General features: G+C 60.5%; 18 protein-coding genes. 10 read left to right on the top strand and 8 right to left on the bottom strand.

The window, feature by feature from the left end; genetic code table 11:
- Positions 1-6: 6 nt before the first annotated feature.
- Both ACTQ4R_RS12095 and ACTQ4R_RS12090 read left to right on the top strand, forming a co-directional pair.
- On the top strand, positions 7-324 hold the full coding sequence (locus tag ACTQ4R_RS12095; RefSeq protein ID WP_441629030.1) for a hypothetical protein: 318 nt from the start codon (positions 7-9) through the stop codon (positions 322-324).
- On the top strand, positions 321-1,103 hold the full coding sequence (locus tag ACTQ4R_RS12090; RefSeq protein WP_441629028.1) for an HpcH/HpaI aldolase family protein: 783 nt from the start codon (positions 321-323) through the stop codon (positions 1,101-1,103). Before ACTQ4R_RS12095 ends, ACTQ4R_RS12090 begins: the two co-directional genes overlap by 4 nt.
- Before the next feature lie 51 nt (positions 1,104-1,154).
- On the opposite strand, the gene ACTQ4R_RS12085 is transcribed toward ACTQ4R_RS12090, so the two are convergent.
- Positions 1,155-2,828: a formate--tetrahydrofolate ligase gene (locus ACTQ4R_RS12085; RefSeq protein WP_441629026.1), complete on the bottom strand. Its 1,674-nt coding sequence runs from the start codon at positions 2,826-2,828 to the stop codon at positions 1,155-1,157.
- A gap of 416 nt (positions 2,829-3,244) precedes the next feature.
- Between ACTQ4R_RS12085 and ACTQ4R_RS12080 the strand changes: the two genes are divergently transcribed.
- Positions 3,245-3,916: an ATP-binding cassette domain-containing protein gene (locus ACTQ4R_RS12080; RefSeq protein WP_441629024.1), complete on the top strand. Its 672-nt coding sequence runs from the start codon at positions 3,245-3,247 to the stop codon at positions 3,914-3,916.
- 35 nt (positions 3,917-3,951) lie between these two features.
- Here ACTQ4R_RS12080 and ACTQ4R_RS12075 read toward each other — a convergent pair whose 3' ends face one another.
- Positions 3,952-4,236 carry a putative quinol monooxygenase gene (locus ACTQ4R_RS12075; RefSeq protein ID WP_441629022.1) on the bottom strand — a complete coding sequence of 95 codons (285 nt, stop codon included), beginning with the start codon at positions 4,234-4,236 and terminating at the stop codon, positions 3,952-3,954.
- 16 nt (positions 4,237-4,252) lie between these two features.
- The gene (locus tag ACTQ4R_RS12070) at positions 4,253-5,149 is read right to left on the bottom strand and encodes an RluA family pseudouridine synthase (RefSeq protein WP_441629020.1); all 897 of its coding nucleotides are present in this window, start codon (positions 5,147-5,149) and stop codon (positions 4,253-4,255) included.
- A gap of 108 nt (positions 5,150-5,257) precedes the next feature.
- On the opposite strand from ACTQ4R_RS12070, the gene ACTQ4R_RS12065 reads away from it, so the two are divergent.
- Positions 5,258-7,030 (top strand): ABC-F family ATP-binding cassette domain-containing protein, encoded by a 1,773-nt coding sequence (locus ACTQ4R_RS12065; RefSeq protein WP_441629018.1) that lies wholly within the window; start codon positions 5,258-5,260, stop codon positions 7,028-7,030.
- Between the two features lie 90 nt (positions 7,031-7,120).
- Positions 7,121-8,254, top strand: a complete 1,134-nt coding sequence (locus ACTQ4R_RS12060; RefSeq protein ID WP_441629016.1) for a diguanylate cyclase domain-containing protein — start codon at positions 7,121-7,123, stop codon at positions 8,252-8,254.
- Positions 8,255-8,292: 38 nt separating this feature from the next.
- Here the strand turns inward: ACTQ4R_RS12060 and ACTQ4R_RS12055 are convergent, their stop codons facing one another.
- On the bottom strand, positions 8,293-8,829 hold the full coding sequence (locus tag ACTQ4R_RS12055; protein ID WP_441629014.1) for a macro domain-containing protein: 537 nt from the start codon (positions 8,827-8,829) through the stop codon (positions 8,293-8,295).
- A 151-nt stretch (positions 8,830-8,980) separates the two neighbouring features.
- On the opposite strand from ACTQ4R_RS12055, the gene ACTQ4R_RS12050 reads away from it, so the two are divergent.
- On the top strand, positions 8,981-9,847 hold the full coding sequence (locus tag ACTQ4R_RS12050) for a DegV family protein (RefSeq protein WP_441629012.1): 867 nt from the start codon (positions 8,981-8,983) through the stop codon (positions 9,845-9,847).
- A 51-nt stretch (positions 9,848-9,898) separates the two neighbouring features.
- On the opposite strand, the gene ACTQ4R_RS12045 is transcribed toward ACTQ4R_RS12050, so the two are convergent.
- Positions 9,899-11,254, bottom strand: a complete 1,356-nt coding sequence (locus ACTQ4R_RS12045; RefSeq protein WP_441629010.1) for an 8-oxoguanine deaminase — start codon at positions 11,252-11,254, stop codon at positions 9,899-9,901.
- Positions 11,255-11,414: 160 nt separating this feature from the next.
- Between ACTQ4R_RS12045 and sdaAB the strand changes: the two genes are divergently transcribed.
- Together sdaAB and sdaAA are read left to right on the top strand one after the other, a co-directional pair.
- Positions 11,415-12,092, top strand: coding sequence for an L-serine ammonia-lyase, iron-sulfur-dependent subunit beta (gene sdaAB / locus ACTQ4R_RS12040; RefSeq protein WP_441629008.1), 678 nt, complete (start codon positions 11,415-11,417; stop codon positions 12,090-12,092).
- A 1-nt stretch (position 12,093) separates the two neighbouring features.
- The gene (sdaAA, locus tag ACTQ4R_RS12035; RefSeq protein WP_441629006.1) at positions 12,094-12,972 is read left to right on the top strand and encodes an L-serine ammonia-lyase, iron-sulfur-dependent, subunit alpha; all 879 of its coding nucleotides are present in this window, start codon (positions 12,094-12,096) and stop codon (positions 12,970-12,972) included.
- A 76-nt stretch (positions 12,973-13,048) separates the two neighbouring features.
- On the opposite strand, the gene ACTQ4R_RS12030 is transcribed toward sdaAA, so the two are convergent.
- Together ACTQ4R_RS12030 and dapF are read right to left on the bottom strand one after the other, a co-directional pair.
- Complete coding sequence (locus tag ACTQ4R_RS12030) at positions 13,049-14,293, bottom strand: dicarboxylate/amino acid:cation symporter (RefSeq protein WP_441629004.1); 1,245 nt, start codon at positions 14,291-14,293, stop codon at positions 13,049-13,051.
- 35 nt (positions 14,294-14,328) lie between these two features.
- Positions 14,329-15,174 (bottom strand): diaminopimelate epimerase, encoded by an 846-nt coding sequence (gene dapF, locus ACTQ4R_RS12025; protein ID WP_441629002.1) that lies wholly within the window; start codon positions 15,172-15,174, stop codon positions 14,329-14,331.
- A 171-nt stretch (positions 15,175-15,345) separates the two neighbouring features.
- Between dapF and ACTQ4R_RS12020 the strand changes: the two genes are divergently transcribed.
- Positions 15,346-15,930 carry a TetR/AcrR family transcriptional regulator gene (locus tag ACTQ4R_RS12020; RefSeq protein ID WP_441629000.1) on the top strand — a complete coding sequence of 195 codons (585 nt, stop codon included), beginning with the start codon at positions 15,346-15,348 and terminating at the stop codon, positions 15,928-15,930.
- Between the two features lie 205 nt (positions 15,931-16,135).
- Entirely contained in the window at positions 16,136-17,668 is a 1,533-nt protein-coding gene (locus ACTQ4R_RS12015; protein WP_441628998.1) for a sodium/proline symporter, read from the top strand.
- A 19-nt stretch (positions 17,669-17,687) separates the two neighbouring features.
- Here the strand turns inward: ACTQ4R_RS12015 and ACTQ4R_RS12010 are convergent.
- Positions 17,688-17,917 (bottom strand): hypothetical protein (locus tag ACTQ4R_RS12010; protein WP_441628996.1); only part of this gene is annotated, 230 nt, incomplete at its 5' end.

Genomic DNA, 17,917 nt, shown 5'->3' with positions numbered 1-17,917 from the left:
AGTACCGTGGAGAGCAAGTTTGATTTCTTGAATTTACAGTTTTTCACCAAGGCGGAGGTCTATCCCGGCAGCATCGGTACCTTCCGCTACCGGTTTCAAAGGACCGGCTGGATGAATGACGGCACCATCCAGGTGTGGGTGTATGAAAACATCAGCTTTGAGCTGGCCCAGGATGTGGAGACGGAGACCTTCCCATGGACGGAGGAAGGCGTGACGGCCATCAAGGCCTGGCTGGATGAAAAGCTGGCCCAGCGGGGCAGCCAGCCTTACCGCATCTGGGCGGGGAACCATGTCCGGGATAAGCAGGAGGGGGAAGCGCAGTGAACAACCATCTTCTGGAGCGGGCCGCCCAGGGCCGGCCCGCGTTGGGGACCTTTTACGAGCTGGGCGGCATCGCCGCGGCGGAGTGCCTGGGCATCGCGGGCCTGGATTTTATGATCGTGGACACAGAGCACGGCCCCTATGACGTGGAAAGCGCCCTCACGGCCATCACGGCGGCTTCCCGCCGGAACTGCGCGCCCCTGGTGCGGGTGAAGGATGTGACCCGGCCCTCCGTATTGAAAATGCTGGATGTGGGTGCCCGGGGCCTCATCGTGCCGGATGTGCGGTCGGTGGAGGAGGTGCGGCGGCTGGTGGAGTACGCCAAGTACTATCCCCTGGGCCGCAGGGGCTTTGCGCCCACCCTTGCCAGCGGCTACGGCTTTGACCCGGAGGCGGCGGATGTGGAGGCGTATTTTGCCCGCTGCAACCGTCAGACGCTGCTCATTCCCCAGTGTGAAACACTGGAGGCGCTGGAGCACATTGAGGAGATCACCGCCATGGACGGCGTGGATGGCATTTTCGTGGGGCCGTATGATTTGTCCGTGGCTTTGGGCAGGCCCGCTCAAATGGACAACCCGGCGCTGGTGGCCGCCATTGAGCGGGTGCTGGCGGCCTGCAAGGCAAACGGCAAGCTCAGCATGATCTACGCCGGGGACGCCGCCGCTTCCGCCCGGCTGCTGCGCCAGGGCTTTGACTGTGTGGCCTGCGGCATGGACTCTATTTTGCTGATCCAGGCGGCCCGGCAGCTGAAAGCCGACGTGGAAAAGCTGCTGGAAACCTAAAGGGAAAAAGGATGCCTGTCCCCGATGGGACAGGCATCCTTTTTATGAGTATCAGAACAAACCGGAGATCTTACCGAATTCGTCCACGTCGATCTTCTCGGCAGCGGGGACCTTGGGCAGGCCCGGCATGGTCATGATGTCGCCGGTGAGGGCCACCAGGAAGCCGGCGCCGGCGGAGACCTTCAAATTCCGCACCGTGATCCGGAAGTTCCGGGGAGCACCCAGCTTTGTGGCGTCATCGGAGAAGGAGTACTGGGTCTTGGCCATGCAGATGGGCAGCTTGTCAAAGCCCAGGGCTGTCAGCTCCGCCGCCTGCTTTTTGGCGGCGGGGGTCAGCGTCACGCCGTCGGCGTGATAGATCTTGGTGGCGATGGCATTCAGCTTATCCTCAATGGTGCCGTCCAATTCATAGGAGTAGTGGAAATCGTTCGGCTGCTCGCAAAGGCGCATGACTTCCTTGGCCAGGGCGGTGCCGCCCTCGCCGCCCTTGGCCCACACCTCGCTGAGGGCCACGTTGACGCCCAGGGCCTTGCACTTCTCCTCCACCAGGGCCAGCTCGGCGGGGGTGTCGGTGGGGAAGGCGTTGATGGCCACCACGCAGGGCAGGCCATAGACCTTGGTGATGTTCTCCACATGCTGCAGCAGGTTGGGCAGGCCCTTTTCCAGAGCCTCCAGATTCTCGGTGTTCAGCTCCGCCTTGGGCACGCCACCGTGGTTTTTCAGAGCCCGGACCGTGGCCACCACCACAACGGCGGAGGGGGTCAAGCCGGCAAAGCGGCACTTAATGTCCAGAAATTTCTCCGCGCCCAGGTCGGCGCCGAAGCCGGCCTCGGTGATGGCGTAATCCGCCAGGCGCATGGCCATGCGGGTGGCGATGATGGAGTTGCAGCCGTGGGCGATGTTGGCGAAGGGACCGCCGTGGATAAAGGCGGGAGTGCCCTCCAGAGTCTGGACCAGATTGGGCTTCAAGGCGTCCTTCAAAAGAGCGGTCATGGCGCCCTCGGCCTTCAGGTCGTGAGCGGTGACGGGGCGGCCATCATAGGTGTAGCCCACGATGATGCGGGCAAGGCGGGCCTTCATGTCCATGAGGTCCGTGGACAGGCACAGCACCGCCATGACCTCGCTGGCCACGGTGATGTCGAAGCCGTCCTCCCGGGGGCAGCCGTTGACCTTGCCGCCCAAGCCGTCCACAATAAAGCGGAGCTGGCGGTCATTCATGTCCACGGCGCGTTTCCAGGTGATGCGCTTGGGGTCGATGCCCAAGGCGTTACCCTGCTGAATGTGGTTGTCCAGCATGGCGGCCAGCAGGTTGTTGGCGGCGCCGATGGCGTGGAAATCGCCGGTAAAGTGGAGGTTGATGTCCTCCATGGGAATGACCTGGGCCCAGCCGCCGCCGGCGGCGCCGCCCTTTACACCGAACACGGGGCCCATGGAGGGCTCCCGCAGGGCCACCATAGCGTTCTGGCCCAGCTTCCGCAGACCGTCGGCCAGGCCAACGGTAGTGGTGGTCTTGCCCTCGCCGGCGGGCGTGGGGTTGATGGCGGTCACCAGCACCAGCTTGCCGTCGGGCTTCTGGACCTCCCGCAGCAGGGCGTAGTCCACCTTGGCCTTTACCTTGCCGTACAGCTCCAGATACTTTTCGTCCACGCCGGCGGTCCTGGCGATCTCCGTGATGGGCTTCGGTGTGCAGGACTGGGCAATCTCAATATCGGACAGAATCTTCATATGCATCCTCCAAAAAAGAAAATGTATTCGATCATCAAAGGTATTACTTATTCGTACCGGAAAGACTATACCACGAAATCCGGCGAAAGAAAAGAGCATTTTCCACGGAATACCTCTTATATTTTCACCGAAAAGCTATAAGTTCTGCTAATGGCTTGGCAGGGGCGGATTGAGATTGTTATAATTAAAAAAATGAAGAGGTGAAAGGATGATTTCTGTTTCCTGCTGAACGAATATGCGGCACCGCGGCCCCGGAGGGGGCGGGCTTTGTTATGCCCAGGTGCCGAAAGCAGGAACGCAGATCACCGAAGCCATGTCATACGCAGCCCGTTTTCATAACGGGACCACGTTTCATGTCATGCGCCGCAGGAGAAGTTCCTGCGGCGTATTTTGATGTTACGATGGAGGGACCGCGTATGTCCATGATCCGGGTCACCGATTTGACCTTTGCCTATCCGGGCAGCTATGACAACATGTTTGAACACGCCAGCTTCCAGTTTGACACGGATTGGAAGCTGGGCTTCACCGGCCGCAACGGCCGGGGCAAGACGACATTCCTGCGGCTTTTAGCGGGAGAACTGCCCCATGGCGGCGCCATCGCCGGGGAAGTGCCCTGCGGATATTTTCCGCCGCCGGTGAAAGACGGGAGCCGTCTGGCCCTGGAGGTCATGGCGGCGGCCTGCCCGGCGGCGGAGGAGTGGGAGCTTTTGCGGGAGGCGGGCCTTCTGGAGGTGGATGGGGAGGCACTGTACCGCCCCTTTTCCACTCTTTCCAACGGAGAGCGGACCAAGGTGCTGCTGGCGGCGCTGTTCTGCGGGGAGGACCGCCTGGACGGCTGCGTGGACCACATGATGGCCCTCAACAAGACCGGCGTGGAGGCGGTGAGCGGCGCATTTTCCTCCTGGTGGGAAAACAAGGCCAGAAAGGACGCCTTTGAGCAGACGAAAAATGACCGGCTGCGGGGCGAGATCCGGCGGCTGGAACAGTCGGCGGAGGAGCGGCTTTTGTCGTACCGGCCCACCATGCTGTTTGTGGAGCACGACGGCGCCTTCCGCCGGAACATTGCCACCCGTGTCATCCAGCTGTGAAAAAAGGCGCCGGGGAGTTCCCGGCACCTCTTTTGTCAGTGATTGAATTTGTCGATGGTCACGGTCTCGCAGTATTGGGCCTTCAATGCCTGGAGCTTTGCAAAGACCTCCGTTTCACAGTGGACCTTCTGAAGCTCCGGGGTGGCCCAGGACTCCACCAGCAGCAGCGCGTCCGGGTCCTGGGCGTCAAAGAAATAGTCGTATTTCAGATTGCCCTCCTCGCGGATGGAGTTGTTCCGCACACCCAGGGCGCACAGGGCGTTGAAAAAGGCCTCCCGCTGGCCGGGCTTGCAGTGATAGGTGACATTCCAAGTTAACATAACATATTCCTCCTCTTTAGGATTCCGGCACCAGCCGGCGCATATCCGCCGGCAGCGGCGCGGTGAAGGACAGCACTTCCCCGGTGACGGGGTGGGTGAGGCGCAGGGCATAGGCGTGCAGGGCGGGGCGGGGGATGAGGTGAGGGTCCTCGGTGCCGTACAGCCAGTCTCCCGCCAGCGGGTGGCCGATGGAGGCCATGTGGACGCGCAGCTGGTGGGTGCGTCCGGTCTGGGGCACCAGCTTTACCAGGGAGAGGGCTTCACCGGGAAGGAGCACCTCATAGTGGGAAACGGCCCGCTGCCCGTCGGGCCGCACCGTCCGCGCCACGGCGGAGGTCTCGTCCCGGCCAATGGGGGCGTCGATGGTGCCCCGGAGGGGTTGGGGGCAGCCCAGGCATACAGCCCGGTACTCCCGGTAAAAATCCGCCGTGTGCAGGGCACGGCGAAGGCGGTCATGGACGTAGCCGCTTTTCGCCACCACCATGAGGCCGGTGGTGCCCTTGTCCAGCCGGTTCACGGAGTGGAAGATGAAGTCCGTTCCCCGCTGCCAGGCCAGGGCTCCCGCCACCGTGGGGGTGTCCGGCAGAAAGTTGGAGGCGTGGGCCGTCATACCGGCGGGTTTGTTCACCACCAGCAGGTGCCCGTCCTCCCACACGATGGGCAGCGGCCAGTCGCCGGGGGTGGGCAGGACCTTGGGAGGCCGGTGGTCCCCGGTCTCCACCTGCAAAATGTCCCCGGCACGGAGAATATCCACGGTTCGGGCATGGCGTCCGTTTACCAGAATTCCGTTTTCCGCCCGGGTCAGCCGGGCCACCGCGTGGGTGGAAAAGTGCAGCTTTGCTTTTAAAATGTGGCGGACGGTGGAGCTGTCCTCCTCCGCTGTGATGGTTTTTGTGATGGTCTCCAGAGGCACGGCCCCCTTTCGGTTTTCACAATAACACAAAAATCCGGTTTTGCATAGCCAAAACCGGGCGGGTGTGGTAAAATAACCTATCTCTGCAAATACGCAAGGAGGAAACCCATGCTGTTATCCGCGGAACACATCTCCATCAACTTCGGCAGCCGCCAACTGCTGGAGGATGTGAATTTTTACTTGAATGAAGGGGACAAGGTCGGCATCATCGGCATCAACGGCACCGGCAAGTCCACGCTTTTAAAGGTGCTGGCGGGTATTACGGAGCCGGACGGCGGCGCCATCTCCCGCAATCCCAACGTGCAGGTGAGCTTTTTGCCCCAGAATCCGGTGATGGACGACGACGCAACCGTGCTGGAGCAGGTGTTCCTGCACTTTTCCCCGGAGTTCCGGGCACTGAATGAATACGAGGCCAAGTCTATGCTGAACCGCCTGGGCCTGCCGGACTTTGACCAGAAGGTGGGCACCCTCTCCGGCGGCCAGCGCAAGCGGGTGGCCCTGGCGGCGGCGCTGCTGCACCCGGCGGACGTGCTGGTGCTGGACGAGCCCACCAACCATCTGGACAGCGAGATGGTGGCCTGGCTGGAGGATTGGCTCCGCCGGTTCAAGGGCGGCCTTGTCATGGTGACCCATGACCGCTATTTTCTGGAGCGGGTGGTGAACCACATCACGGAACTGAGCCGGGGCAAGCTGTATCACTACGAGGCCAACTACTCCAAGTACCTGGAGCTGAAGGAGCAGCGGGCGGAAATGGCGGAGGCCAGCGAGCGCAAGCGCCAGTCTATCCTGCGGGTGGAACGGGAATGGATCATGCGGGGCTGCAGGGCCCGGACCACCAAGAGCAAGGAGCGCATCCAGCGCTATGAGGCCCTGCTGGGCCAGGACGCGCCGGAGACGGACGACACCGTGCAGCTGGCGGCGGCTTCCAGCCGGCTGGGGAAAAAAATCATCGAAGTAAAGGATGTCACCAAGAGTTTTGGCGGAAGAACGCTGGTGGACCATTTCTCCTATAACCTGCTGCGAAGTGACCGCATCGGCATCGTGGGCCGCAACGGCGCGGGCAAATCCACCCTGCTGCACCTCATCGCCGGAGAGCTGGCACCGGACAGCGGCAGCGTGGAAATAGGCGCCACTGTGAAGATCGGCCACTTCTCCCAGGAGGGGCGGGAGCTGGACCTGGACCGGCGGGTCTACGACTTTATCCACGATATCGCTGACGAGGTAAAAACCGATGAGGGGACTTTCACCGCAAATCAGATGATGGAGCGGTTTTTGTTCCCCGGTGACCTCCAGTCCGTGCCCATTGGACGCCTCTCTGGCGGAGAGCGGCGCCGGCTGTATCTGCTGTCGGTACTGATGTCGGCGCCGAATGTACTGCTGCTGGACGAGCCCACCAACGACCTGGACGTGACCACGCTGTCCATCCTGGAGGACTACCTCCAAGGGTTTCCGGGCCCGATTTTGGTGGTATCCCATGACCGTTTTCTGCTGGACAAGCTGGCGGAGTCCATCTTTGAGGTGCGGGACGGCCAGGTGCTGCGCTGCACGGGAAACTGGTCCGACTGGCAGGCCAAGCGCCGGGAGGAGGCGGCTCCCGCCAGACAGGAAAAGCCCAAGGCGGCGGAGCGTCCCCGGGAGCGGAAGCTGAAATTTTCCTACAAGGAGCAGATGGAGTTTGAAAATATTGACAGCGAGCTTGCGGAGCTGGAGCGGCAGGTGGCGGAATGTGCCGATGCGCAAGGCCGCTGCGGCAGCGACTATGTGAAGCTGCAGGAGCTCCAGGAGCGGCAGGATGAGCTGGAGAAAAAGCTGGAGGAAAAGACAGAGCGCTGGATCTACCTCACGGAGCTGAAGGAGAAGATCGACGCCCAGAACGGCTGAGCGGAAATAGCAGGTGACAGGCGCGGAAATATTTGGTATAATAAAAGCGCTTACATAGCGTTTATATGAGAAATCTGGGGAGGGATGGCTGTGGATATAAAAGACAATGACCGAAATGGCAGCACGGTCGTCCGGGAAAAGAAGCTTCGGGCTGACAGCAAATGGCTGCGGATGCAGTATCAGCTGATGACCGCGCTGGTGATCTTCGCCACGGTGGCGGAAGTGGTCATGTATTTTGTGCTTCGGGAGCTGGAGATCCCCATGACCTCTCCGGGGTGGTATCTGTTAAAGTACCTGGCGGTACCCTTCGGGATCAATGTGCTGCTGCTTTTGACGGCGGCAATGACCATAGGCAGCGCTCTGCCGGAGCGGCGGAAGATCTACATCATCTCCACGCTGTTGGCGGTGATGGCCTTTGCGATGTACACCGTTCACGCGGTGTTTCCCGCCCTGTTTTCCCTGTTCATCATCCCTATGCTTCTGACGGTGGTGTATGGGGACCAGCGGCTGACAGCCTACGTTGCCCTCTTCTGCGTGGGCGGCAAGGCGATCTCCGACCTGTTTTTGCGCTGGGACCCCGGTCGGGCCCGGGTCACGGAAAGCATGGACACCATTGTGGATTTCGGATTGTCCCTGGTATTGCTGCTGCTGTTTTACAGTATCTGCGCATTTATGATTCTGATGGAGCGGGAAAAACGGGAAGAGGCCATCCGGTTGGAGCAGGACCGGAAGCGATACTGGGAGGAATCCATGCGCGATCAGCTGACCCGGCTGTGGAACCGGGAGGCCCTGCGGCGGATGTTCCAGAAAATGGAGAAGGACCAGAGCGGGCGGCGGTATTTTCTGGCCATGATGGATCTGGACGATTTCAAAAGCCTCAATGACACCTACGGTCACAGCCAGGGTGACCAGTATCTGCAAGCCTTGGGGCAGGTGCTGCTGGAGCTGTCCGGCGAGGATGCGTACCCCTTCCGCTTCGGCGGCGACGAGTTTTGCATGCTCTTTCAAGGCTGTGGAAGAGAACAGGTGGAGCGGGCGTGCAGGGAAGTGCAGAGGTGCTATGGGGAAGTGGCCACCCTTCCCGGTCAGCCGCCGGAGTCTTTAAGCATCGGTGTTGCGGAATACCGGCGTCAAGAACCAGCGGAGCGGCTGCTGGACCGGGCGGATGCGGTACTGTACCGGGCGAAGCAGCAAAAGGGAAGCATTTGCTTTGAAGAGGATTGAAAAAGATTCCTCCCACAATGTGGGAGGAATCTTTTCACTTACAGGCGATCATCCTTTTCTTCCGCGTACCAGAGATTCCAGGCTTGGCGGTAGACGGCGGCGGTGGCTTCCGAGTGGCAGACCATCCGCACCTGCCGGGGAAGCTCGTGCTCCGAAAGCCAGCTCATGATGGCCCGCAGGGCCACGGTGGCGGCCTGGGGGAGGGGGTAGCCGTAGACGCCAGTGGAAATGGAGGAAAAGTCCACACTTGCAATGCCGTTGGCGGCGGCAAGGGACAGGCAGCTGCGGTAGCAGGAGGCCAGCAGGGCCGGTTCACCCTCGCCGCCGCCCTGCCAGATGGGTCCCGGTGTGTGGATGACGTATTTGGCAGGCAGGTCATAGCCCTTTGTCAGCTTGGCCTTGCCGGTCTCGCAGCCGCCCAGCGTGCGGCACTCCTCCAGCAGCAGCGGGCCCGCGGCGCGGTGAATGGCGCCGTCCACGCCGGAGCCGCCCAGCAGGGTGGTGTTGGCGGCGTTGACGATGGCCTCCGCGTCGGACCGGGTGATATCGCCCACGACGATGTCGAAACGCTTCATGGGATCGCCTCCTCTGCTATCCAGTATACCGCGATCCGGGAGAAAAACAAGGCCCCGTCTTTTTCCGGGTTAGCCCTTGCGGTTTCCGGGCTTTTGTGGGATAATACTCTCTAAACTGCAAGAAGTCCGTTTAGAATGGGAGTGTGCTGTCATGACCCCGCAAAAAATTGCTTTACTGACAGATTCCTGTGCCGACCTGTCTCCGGAACTGGCGAAGGAGAACCATATTTTCGTGGTGCCCCTGCGTATTTTGTGCGCCGATGGGGAATACCTGGACGGCGTCAATATCCGGGGCAGCGACATCTATGCGCGCCTGCGGGCTGGGGAACTGCCCCAGACCTCCCTGCCGGCGGCGGAGGAGATCGTGAAGCTGCTGGCCCGTATCTATGAGGAGGGCTATGACGGCGTCATTGCCGTGATGCTCTCCGGCGGCCTGTCCGGCACCTATAACCTGCTGCGCCTGGTGGCGGAGGAGTGCCGGGGCAAGCTGGAGGTCCGGGCCTTTGACTCCGGCAGCGGTTCTCTCGGCCTGGGCATGACGGTGCTGCAGCTGGCGGAGGACATCCAAAACGGCATGGGCTGGGAGGAGCTGACGGAGCGCCGGGCCCCTCAGCTGATCGCCGGGACCCATCCGTTTTTCTCTGTGGATACGCTGGAGTACCTGCAAAAGGGCGGCCGTATCGGCAAAGTCACCGCCACGGCGGGAATGCTGCTGCAGATCAAGCCTCTGCTGACCTTTGCCGAGGACGGCCAGTTGACCTCCGTGGCCAAGGTCCGGGGAAGGAACCAGGTGGTGGACAAGCTGGTGGACTTGACGGTGAAGGCATGCGGCGGCCACAAGCGGTACAACCTGGCGGTGGCCAACGGCGGCGCACCGGAGGGCATGGAGCTGGTGCGGCGGAAGCTGACGGCGGCCCTGCCGGACTATGACCACATTTGGGAGGGCGAGATCGACGGCACCCTCAGCGTCTATATCGGTGACGGTGTTCTGGGCGCCGCCGTCCAGGTGCTGGACTGACATGAAAACAATACCGGCCTGCAGTTCAATGACGCAGGCCGGTATTGTTCTTTACTTGGACAGGTATTCCCGGCAGCAGCGGCGGGCTTTTTCCGCCGTGACCGCCTCGTCCACGGTGACGAGCCGGCCCTCTTTGACGGTGATCCTTCCGCCCACCACCGTGTAATCCACGGGGCCCCGGAGCCCCACGGTGGCAAGCACGTCGGCGGGACTGTACTCGCCGCCCACCAGCTCCAGCCGGCGGGAATCCACCAAAAACAGGTCGGCGCACTTGCCTACCTCCAAAGAGCCGATGTCCTCCCGGCCCAGCAGGCGGGCACTGCCCCGGGTGGCCATTTTCAGCACCTGGTAGCCGGAGGGGGCCGCCTTGCTGGAGTGGAGCCGGTGGAGCAGGTAGCATACCCGCAGCTCCTCCAGCAGGGAGGAGCCGTCGTTGCTGGCGGAGCCGTCCACCGCAAGGCCCACGGGAACGCCCAGGGCCAGCATCTCCGGCACCCGGGCCACGCCGGAGGCCAGCTTCATGTTGGAGATGGGGCAGTGGGCCACGCCGGTGCCTGTGCGGGCCAGTTCCCGGAGCTCCTCGTCGTTGAAGTGGATGCCGTGGGCGTACCACACGTCCGGGCCGGTCCAGCCAAGGGAGGCCATGAACTCCAGGGGCCGGACGCCGTGATGGTGAAGCATGTAGTTCTCCTCGTCCTTTGTCTCGCACAGGTGGGTATGGAGGCGGACGCCGTACTGCCGGGCCAAAATGGCGCTTTGCCGCAGCAGCTCGGCGCTGACGGAGAAGGGGGAACAGGGGGCCAGAGCCACCTGGCGCATGGAGCCGGGTCGGGGATCGTGGTAGGCCTCGATGATGCGGGCGGAATCCCTCATGATCTCGTCGACTGTCTGGACCACGCTGTCCGGCGGCAGGCCGCCGTCCTTTTTGGACAGGTCCATACTGCCCCGGGAGACGAACATGCGGATGCCCAGCACCTCCGCCGCGGCCAGCTGGGCACCGATGAGGTCGCCGGCGTGGGTGGGGAAGACGTAGTGGTGGTCAAAGCAGGTGGTGCAGCCGTGCTTCATCAGCTCGCCCATACCTGTGAGGGAGGAAAGGCGGATGACCTCCTCATCCAGGCTCTTCCAGATTTCGTACAGAGTGGTGAGCCAGTCGAACAGCTCCATGTTCTGCACCTGGGGCAGGTTCCGGGAAAACACCTGGTACAGGTGGTGGTGGGTGTTGACCAGGCCCGGATAGCACCAGTAATGGCTGCCGTCCAGCACCGTGCCGGCCCGCTGGGGAAGCTCTGGCCCTATGGCCCGGATGAAGCCGTTCTCACAATAGAGATCGACTCCGGACAGTACGCGGTCCTCCTGGTCGCAGGTGACGATGCTGCGCAGGTTTTTGATCAGCAAAGAGCTCATGAAAAGCCCTCCTTTCAGACAATAGTATACGATGGATGGACACCGGGGTCAACTTTTTTGTATATCCTGCCGAAAACGCCTTGCGAAATCGAAAAGAGTGTGATATGGTCTATTTGTACCTAAATTGTCTGCGCCAAGCGGACAATCTAAAGGAAAGGAAATGAGAGACATGCTGGATATTTTCGACATTCTGGGGCCTGTGATGGTGGGTCCCTCCAGCTCCCACACGGCGGGAGCCGTCCGCATCGGAAACATGGCACGGGCTCTGCTGGGCAGCCAGCCGGTGAAGGCGGACATCGCCCTTCACGGCTCTTTCGCGGAGACCGGCCAGGGTCACGGCACCGACAGGGCCCTGGTGGCGGGGCTTCTCGGCATGCGGCCGGACAATCTGGACATTCCCCGCAGCTTTGAGATCGCCGCGGAGCAGGGGCTGGAGTTCTGCATCCACCCGGTGCAGCTGCGGGACGCCCATCCCAACACCGCTGTTTTAAAGGTGGAGGACGCCAATGGCAAAAAGATGACGGTCCAGGGCGTTTCCATCGGCGGCGGCCGCATCCGCGTGGACAAGATCAACGGCGTGGATGTGAACTTCACCGGCGCCTACAACACGCTGGTGGTCCGCCACCAGGACGTGGCCGGCGAGCTGTCCCGCATCACCAATGAGCTGGCGGTGGGTGGCGTGAACATCGCCAACATGAGCCTTTGCCGCAACCGGCGGGGCGGTGATGTGCTGACCATCATCGAGACCGACCAGAAGCTGCAGGCCGACGTGGTGAAGCGGATCAGCATGCTCTATGCCGTGCACGACGTCACCTATTACGAAAAGGAGGACGTGTAACATGGCGCTGGAATCCATGCAGGAGATCTTTGACAAAATTGAAAAAACAAACAAGCCCTTCTGGCGTGTGGTCCTGGACACGGATATGGAGGAGCGGGAAGTGACCGAGGCTGCCTCCATGGAGCGGATGCGCTTTACATGGCAGGCCATGCTGGAATCGGTGGAGAGCTACCAGGGCGAACGCCGGTCCGTCAGCGGCCTGGTGGGCGGCGACGGCGCCCGGATGCGGGACTATGCCGCCAAGGAAAAACCGCTCAGCGGTGATTATCTGGCGGAGGTCATTGCCACCGCCCTCAGCGTGGGCGAGTCCAACGCCTGCATGTGCAAGATCGTGGCGGCGCCCACCGCCGGCGCCTGCGGCGTGCTGCCCGCGGTGCTGGTGCCGCTTTACAAGCAGGGTGACCTGGAAGAGGAGGAGATCCTCAAGGCACTGTATGTGGCCTCCGGCATCGGTGCGGTCATTGCTTTCCGCGCCTGCATCGCCGGCGCCGCCGGCGGCTGCCAGGCGGAGATCGGTTCTGCCTCCGCTATGGCGGCGGGCGCTTTGACGGCCCTCCGGGGCGGCGACGCGGACCAGATCGGCAACGCCGTGGCCATGGCCCTCAAGAATCTGATGGGCTTGGTGTGCGACCCCGTGGCGGGGCTGGTGGAGGTGCCCTGCGTGAAGCGCAACGTGGTGGGCGCCGTCAACGCCATCAGCTGCGCCGACATGGCCCTGGCCGGCGTCACCAGCCGCATCCCTGTGGACCAGGTCATCGACTGCATGGGCGATGTGGGCCGCCGCATGCCGGTGGAGTTCCGGGAGACTGCCCTGGGCGGCCTGGCCGTGACGCCCTTCGGGCAGTCGGTGAAGGACAAGATGCTCAAGGGCGAGCTGTGATACATACATGTGATACATACAAATATAAAAAGGACCGCCGTTTTACGGCGGTCCTTTTCTGCGCTTGAACGGGAGATCACTTCTTGGCGGCCAGCGCCTTCTGCAGCCAATCCTTGCCGTCCACAAAGCGGGAGACGATGTAGCTGACCACATAGTCGCCGGCGGAGTTGATCATGGTGGCGGGGGGGTCCACCAGGTTGCCGATGGCTACCAGAATGGGGAAGGCCACTTCGATCTGCTCGGGGAAGAAGATGGAGCAGATGATGTACTCGCCGATGTAACCGCCGCCGGGAACGCCGCTCATGCCCACGGAGGACAGCACGGCCACCAGCACCACGGGGAGAAGCTTCTCAAAGCCCAGGTCCTGGCCGAACACGCCCAGAACGAAAGCAATCTTCAGAACGCAGGAGAAGCAGGAGCCGTCCATGTGCATGGTGGCGCCCAGAGGCAGCACCATGTCGCTGACGTCCTTGGAGATGCCGGTCTCAGCAGCCACTTCCATGTTGGTGGGGATGGTAGCCACAGAGGAGCAGGTACCCAGGGACACCACGGCGGGACGGGTGATGTGCTGGAACATGGTCTTCACAGCGCCCTTGCCGCCGCCGAACCAGGCGAACAGGGGCCAAGCGGTGAAGATGTACACGAAGCACAGGGGATAGTACAGCAGCAGGGCGCGGCCGTAAGTCACGGTGACCTGGGAACCGTAGGTGGCCACCAGATCGGCGAAGATGGCGAAGAAGGCGACGGGAGCGTAGTAGGTGACGATCTTCACGAACTTCAGCATGACGTTGGTCAAGTCCTCCAGGAACTTTCCCACCATGGTCTCCTTGCCGCCGTTCAGATTCACGGCGAAGCCGAACAGCACGGAGAACACGATGAGGGGCAGCATGGCCCGGCGGGTCAGCAGGCCCACGAAGTCGCTGGCGGTGAAGAAGTTGACGATCATTTCGGTCAGAGTGGCATACTCGCCCATTTCCTCAGAAGGCAGCTCCGCCCAGGCGGTCAGCACGGGGGGGAAGAGCTTCACCAGGACGAACATGATGACGGCGGCGATGGCGCCGGTCACCACGAAGGTGCCCACAGTGACGCCCATGATCTTACCGGCGCGCTTGCGGCTTTCCATGTTGGCCACGGCACCGGAGATGGACGCGAACACCAGAGGTACCACGATGCAGAACATCATGTTGATGAACACAGTGCCCAAAAAGCTGATCTTGTTGCCGAAGGCGGGCCAGACCCAGCCCACGATGGCGCCCAAGACCATGGAGCCGATCATGATGGCCATGAAGCGGTAGTTTTTCGCGACAGATTTTGCTTCCATATACATTCCTCCTAATTTTTCACACACGGGGGGATTTATTTTGCCAGGGAGAGGTCCTCATCGGTGACTTCACCCTTTGCAACAATGTTGGTGGGACCTGTCAGATACAGGTCCGTGATGCGGCCGGCCTCCCGTTCCACGTCGATGATGAGCTGACCGCCGGTCATGTCCACCCGGACATTTTGCCCACTGACCTTGCCCTGGAGGGTCAAGACTGTCACCACAGAGCCGGTGCCGGTGCCGCAGGCATAGGTGAAGTCCTCCACGCCCCGCTCAAAGGTCCGCTCATACACGGAGTCCTCTCCGGTGAGCTCATAAAAATTCACATTGGCACCTTTGGGAAAGGCGGGGTGCCAGCGCAGCTTCCGCCCCAGCTCCCGCAGCTGGTTCCAGTCGGCGTTTTTCAAACCGGGATAGGGGATGACCGCGTGAGGCAGGCCGGGATTGCCCAGCTCCACGTAAGCGCAGTCGTAGGCGGTCCCATCCACCTCCACGGGGTAATCCAATTTGACTGTGGTGGGGTCGTTGAGCCGGACCCGGTACAGCCGCTCTGACACCCGGCGACCGGTGACGATGCCGGCGGTGGTCTCCACGGTCTGCACCTCTCCGGCAAGGCCGTTTTCATAGCCGTACCGGCAGATGCAGCGGGCACCGTTGCCGCACATCTCGCCCACGCTGCCGTCAGAATTGAAGAACAGCATTTTATAGTCGCCGCCCTGGGTGGGGGCATCCACCACCATCAATCCGTCGGCGCCAATGGACAGATGCCGCTCACAAAGGGTGCGGGCCACCTGGGGCAGGCTCTCCGGACTCAAGTGCTCTTCCAGATTGTTCAGCACTACAAAGTCATTGCCGGCTCCGTTCATTTTCCAGAATTTCAAAAGCGTCCCCCCTGGAGTATTTTTATTGTATTATAACAGCACACAATGTGGGAGTACAATGGAGAATGTGCTAAAAAACTTGCAAATCATGCGAAAACCATTAGCGAATCGGTTTGATTTGCAGAAAATCCCGGAATATGGTATGCTGAAAACAGAAGGGAGCTGACGGACATGCCGAGAAAAAACGCCAGAAATACCAAGGGACGCATCATTTCCGCCGCGTGGAAGCTGTTTTACGAGCAGGGCTACGAGGACACCACTGTGGAGGACATCGTTTTTGAATCGGAGACGTCAAAAGGCTCTTTCTACCACTATTTTGACGGAAAGGACGCGCTTTTGGGAACGCTGGCCTACGTGTTCGACGAAAAGTACGAGGAGTTGATGGAGGCCATGGACCCTGCCATGAACGCCATGGAGAAGCTCATTTACTTGAATCACGAGCTGTTCGCCATGATCGACGGGGGCATTTCCATGGACCTTTTGGCCCGGCTGCTGTCCACCCAACTGCTGGCCCGGGGCGAAAAGCACCTGCTGGACCGGAACCGCACCTATTTTAAGCTGCTGCGGCAGATCATTGCTCAGGGGCAGCGGGATGGACAGCTGCGGACGGACCGCACGGTCAACGAGATCGTGAAGGCCTATGCCCTGTGGGAGCGGGCTCTCATGTACGACTGGTGCCTCTCCGGCGGAGAGTATTCCCTGGTGGCGTACACGGACAGCATGACACCCATGTTCCTGCAAAGCTACGGAGCCTAAAGAATATTGTATCATTTAGCTTGCTTTTATTTTTATAAATCGTCTAGCTTAAAAGCATTGAAATTTTAATGAAAAAGGACTAATAATCAGAACGGAGTATAGAATTTATTCTATACTCCGTTCTGCATTTCATTCTGTATACAAGTGTGGTATGATAGGGCCCATGATTACAAGGGCGGAATGCCGTCCGAGAAGGAGAAGAGAAATGACTGGTTCACAAATCTGTATCATGGCGACGATCATTCTGTACCTGTGCTTCGTGATTTTCACAGGCGTGATGATCGGGCGCCGTTCCAAAAAGAGCGCGGAAGGGTTTTATCTGGGCGGCCGCGGCATGGGTCCTCTGGTCACGGCCATGAGCGCCGAAGCCTCTGATATGAGCTCCTGGCTGCTGATGGGCCTGCCGGGCCTTGCCTATCTCAGCGGCGTGGCGGATGCCGGTTGGACGGCCATCGGCCTTGCCGTAGGTACGTATTTGAACTTCCTGCTGGTAGCCAAGAAGATCCGCCGCTACTCTGTCCGTCTGGACGCCATCACCATCCCCTCGTTTATTTCCAAACGCTACGGGGAGAAAAAGCCCGTGATCATGTGCATCGCCTCACTGATCATTTTGATTTTCTTTGTGCCCTATGTGGCCTCCGGGCTGGCCGCCATCGGCAAGCTGTTCAACAGCCTGTTCGGCTGGAATTACCTGCTGGCAGTGGTCATCGGCACGGTGGTCATTATCAGCTATACTTCTGTGGGCGGCTTCAGCGCCGTCGCAACCATGGACTTGATCCAGTCCATTATTATGACCTGCGCCCTCGTGGTCATCACGGTGTTCGGCATTTATCAGGCCGGCGGCTTCGGCGCTGTGATGGACAATGTCCGGCAGCTGCCCGGCTACTTGAGCCTCGTGCAGACCCATGATGCCGCCGCCGGCGCTGCCGCGCCGTATGGTTTGGTGACCATCGTTTCCACTATGGCTTGGGGCCTTGGCTATTTTGGCATGCCCCATATTCTGGTGCGCTTTATGGCCATCCGGGACGAAAACGAACTGAAGCTTTCCCGCCGCATCGCCTCTGTGTGGGTCATTATTTCCATGGGTGTCGCTATCTGCATTGGTATGATCGGCTACGGTGTGTCCAAGGTCGGCCGTATCCCCACCCTGGAGGGCAGTGCCTCCGAGACTGTGATCGTCAAGATCGCGGACCTGCTGTCCTCTTATGGCATCATCCCCGCTATCATTGCCGGACTGATCCTGGCCGGTATTCTGGCTGCCACCATGTCCACGGCAGACTCTCAGCTGCTCTCCGCGGCTTCCGCTTTTTCTGAGAATATGCTGCAGGATGTGTTCGGTGTGAAGATGACGGCCAAGCAGACCATGCTGGTGGCCCGGCTCACCGTTATCGTCATTGCCATCGTTGCCGCTTTCCTGGCAACGGACCCCAACAGCAGCGTGTTCCAGATCGTTTCCTTTGCCTGGGCCGGCTTCGGCGCCACCTTCGGCCCTGCGGTCCTCTTTGCCCTGTTCTGGAAGCGCAGCAACCGCCAGGGTATTCTGGCTGGCCTGGTGGCAGGCGGCATCATGGTGTTCGTCTGGAAGTTCTGCGTGCGGCCCATGGGCGGCGTGTGGAACGTCTATGAGCTGCTGCCCGCGTTTATTGTGGCATCTGTCGCCATCATTGCGGTCAGCTTGCTTACCCCGGCGCCTGAGAAGGAGATCGTTGACATTTTTGAGGAAGTCAACGTTCAGTAAAACGATACCTTATATAATATCAGCCGCGGAATTTCCCGCGGCTGATATTTTTTCGAAAAAAGGGGAAAAAGGTGTTGACAAACGGGAGAAGGTTTGGTATTCTAACAAAGCTGTCAGCGCGGTGAGCGCGGCGGCGGCCATAACGAAGCGGTTGAGTCGAAAAACTTTCGAAAAAAGTTCTTGACAAAGCTGAAACGGTATGGTAAACTAAAAAAGTTGCTGAGATACGAAACGGACCGGGCGTCAAAA

Origin of the sequence: Dysosmobacter sp. Sow4_B12 (assembly GCF_052116665.1) — a bacterium.
Taxonomy (GTDB): Bacteria; Bacillota; Clostridia; order Oscillospirales; family Oscillospiraceae; genus Oscillibacter.
This window is presented reverse-complemented; position numbering and strand designations above follow the sequence as displayed.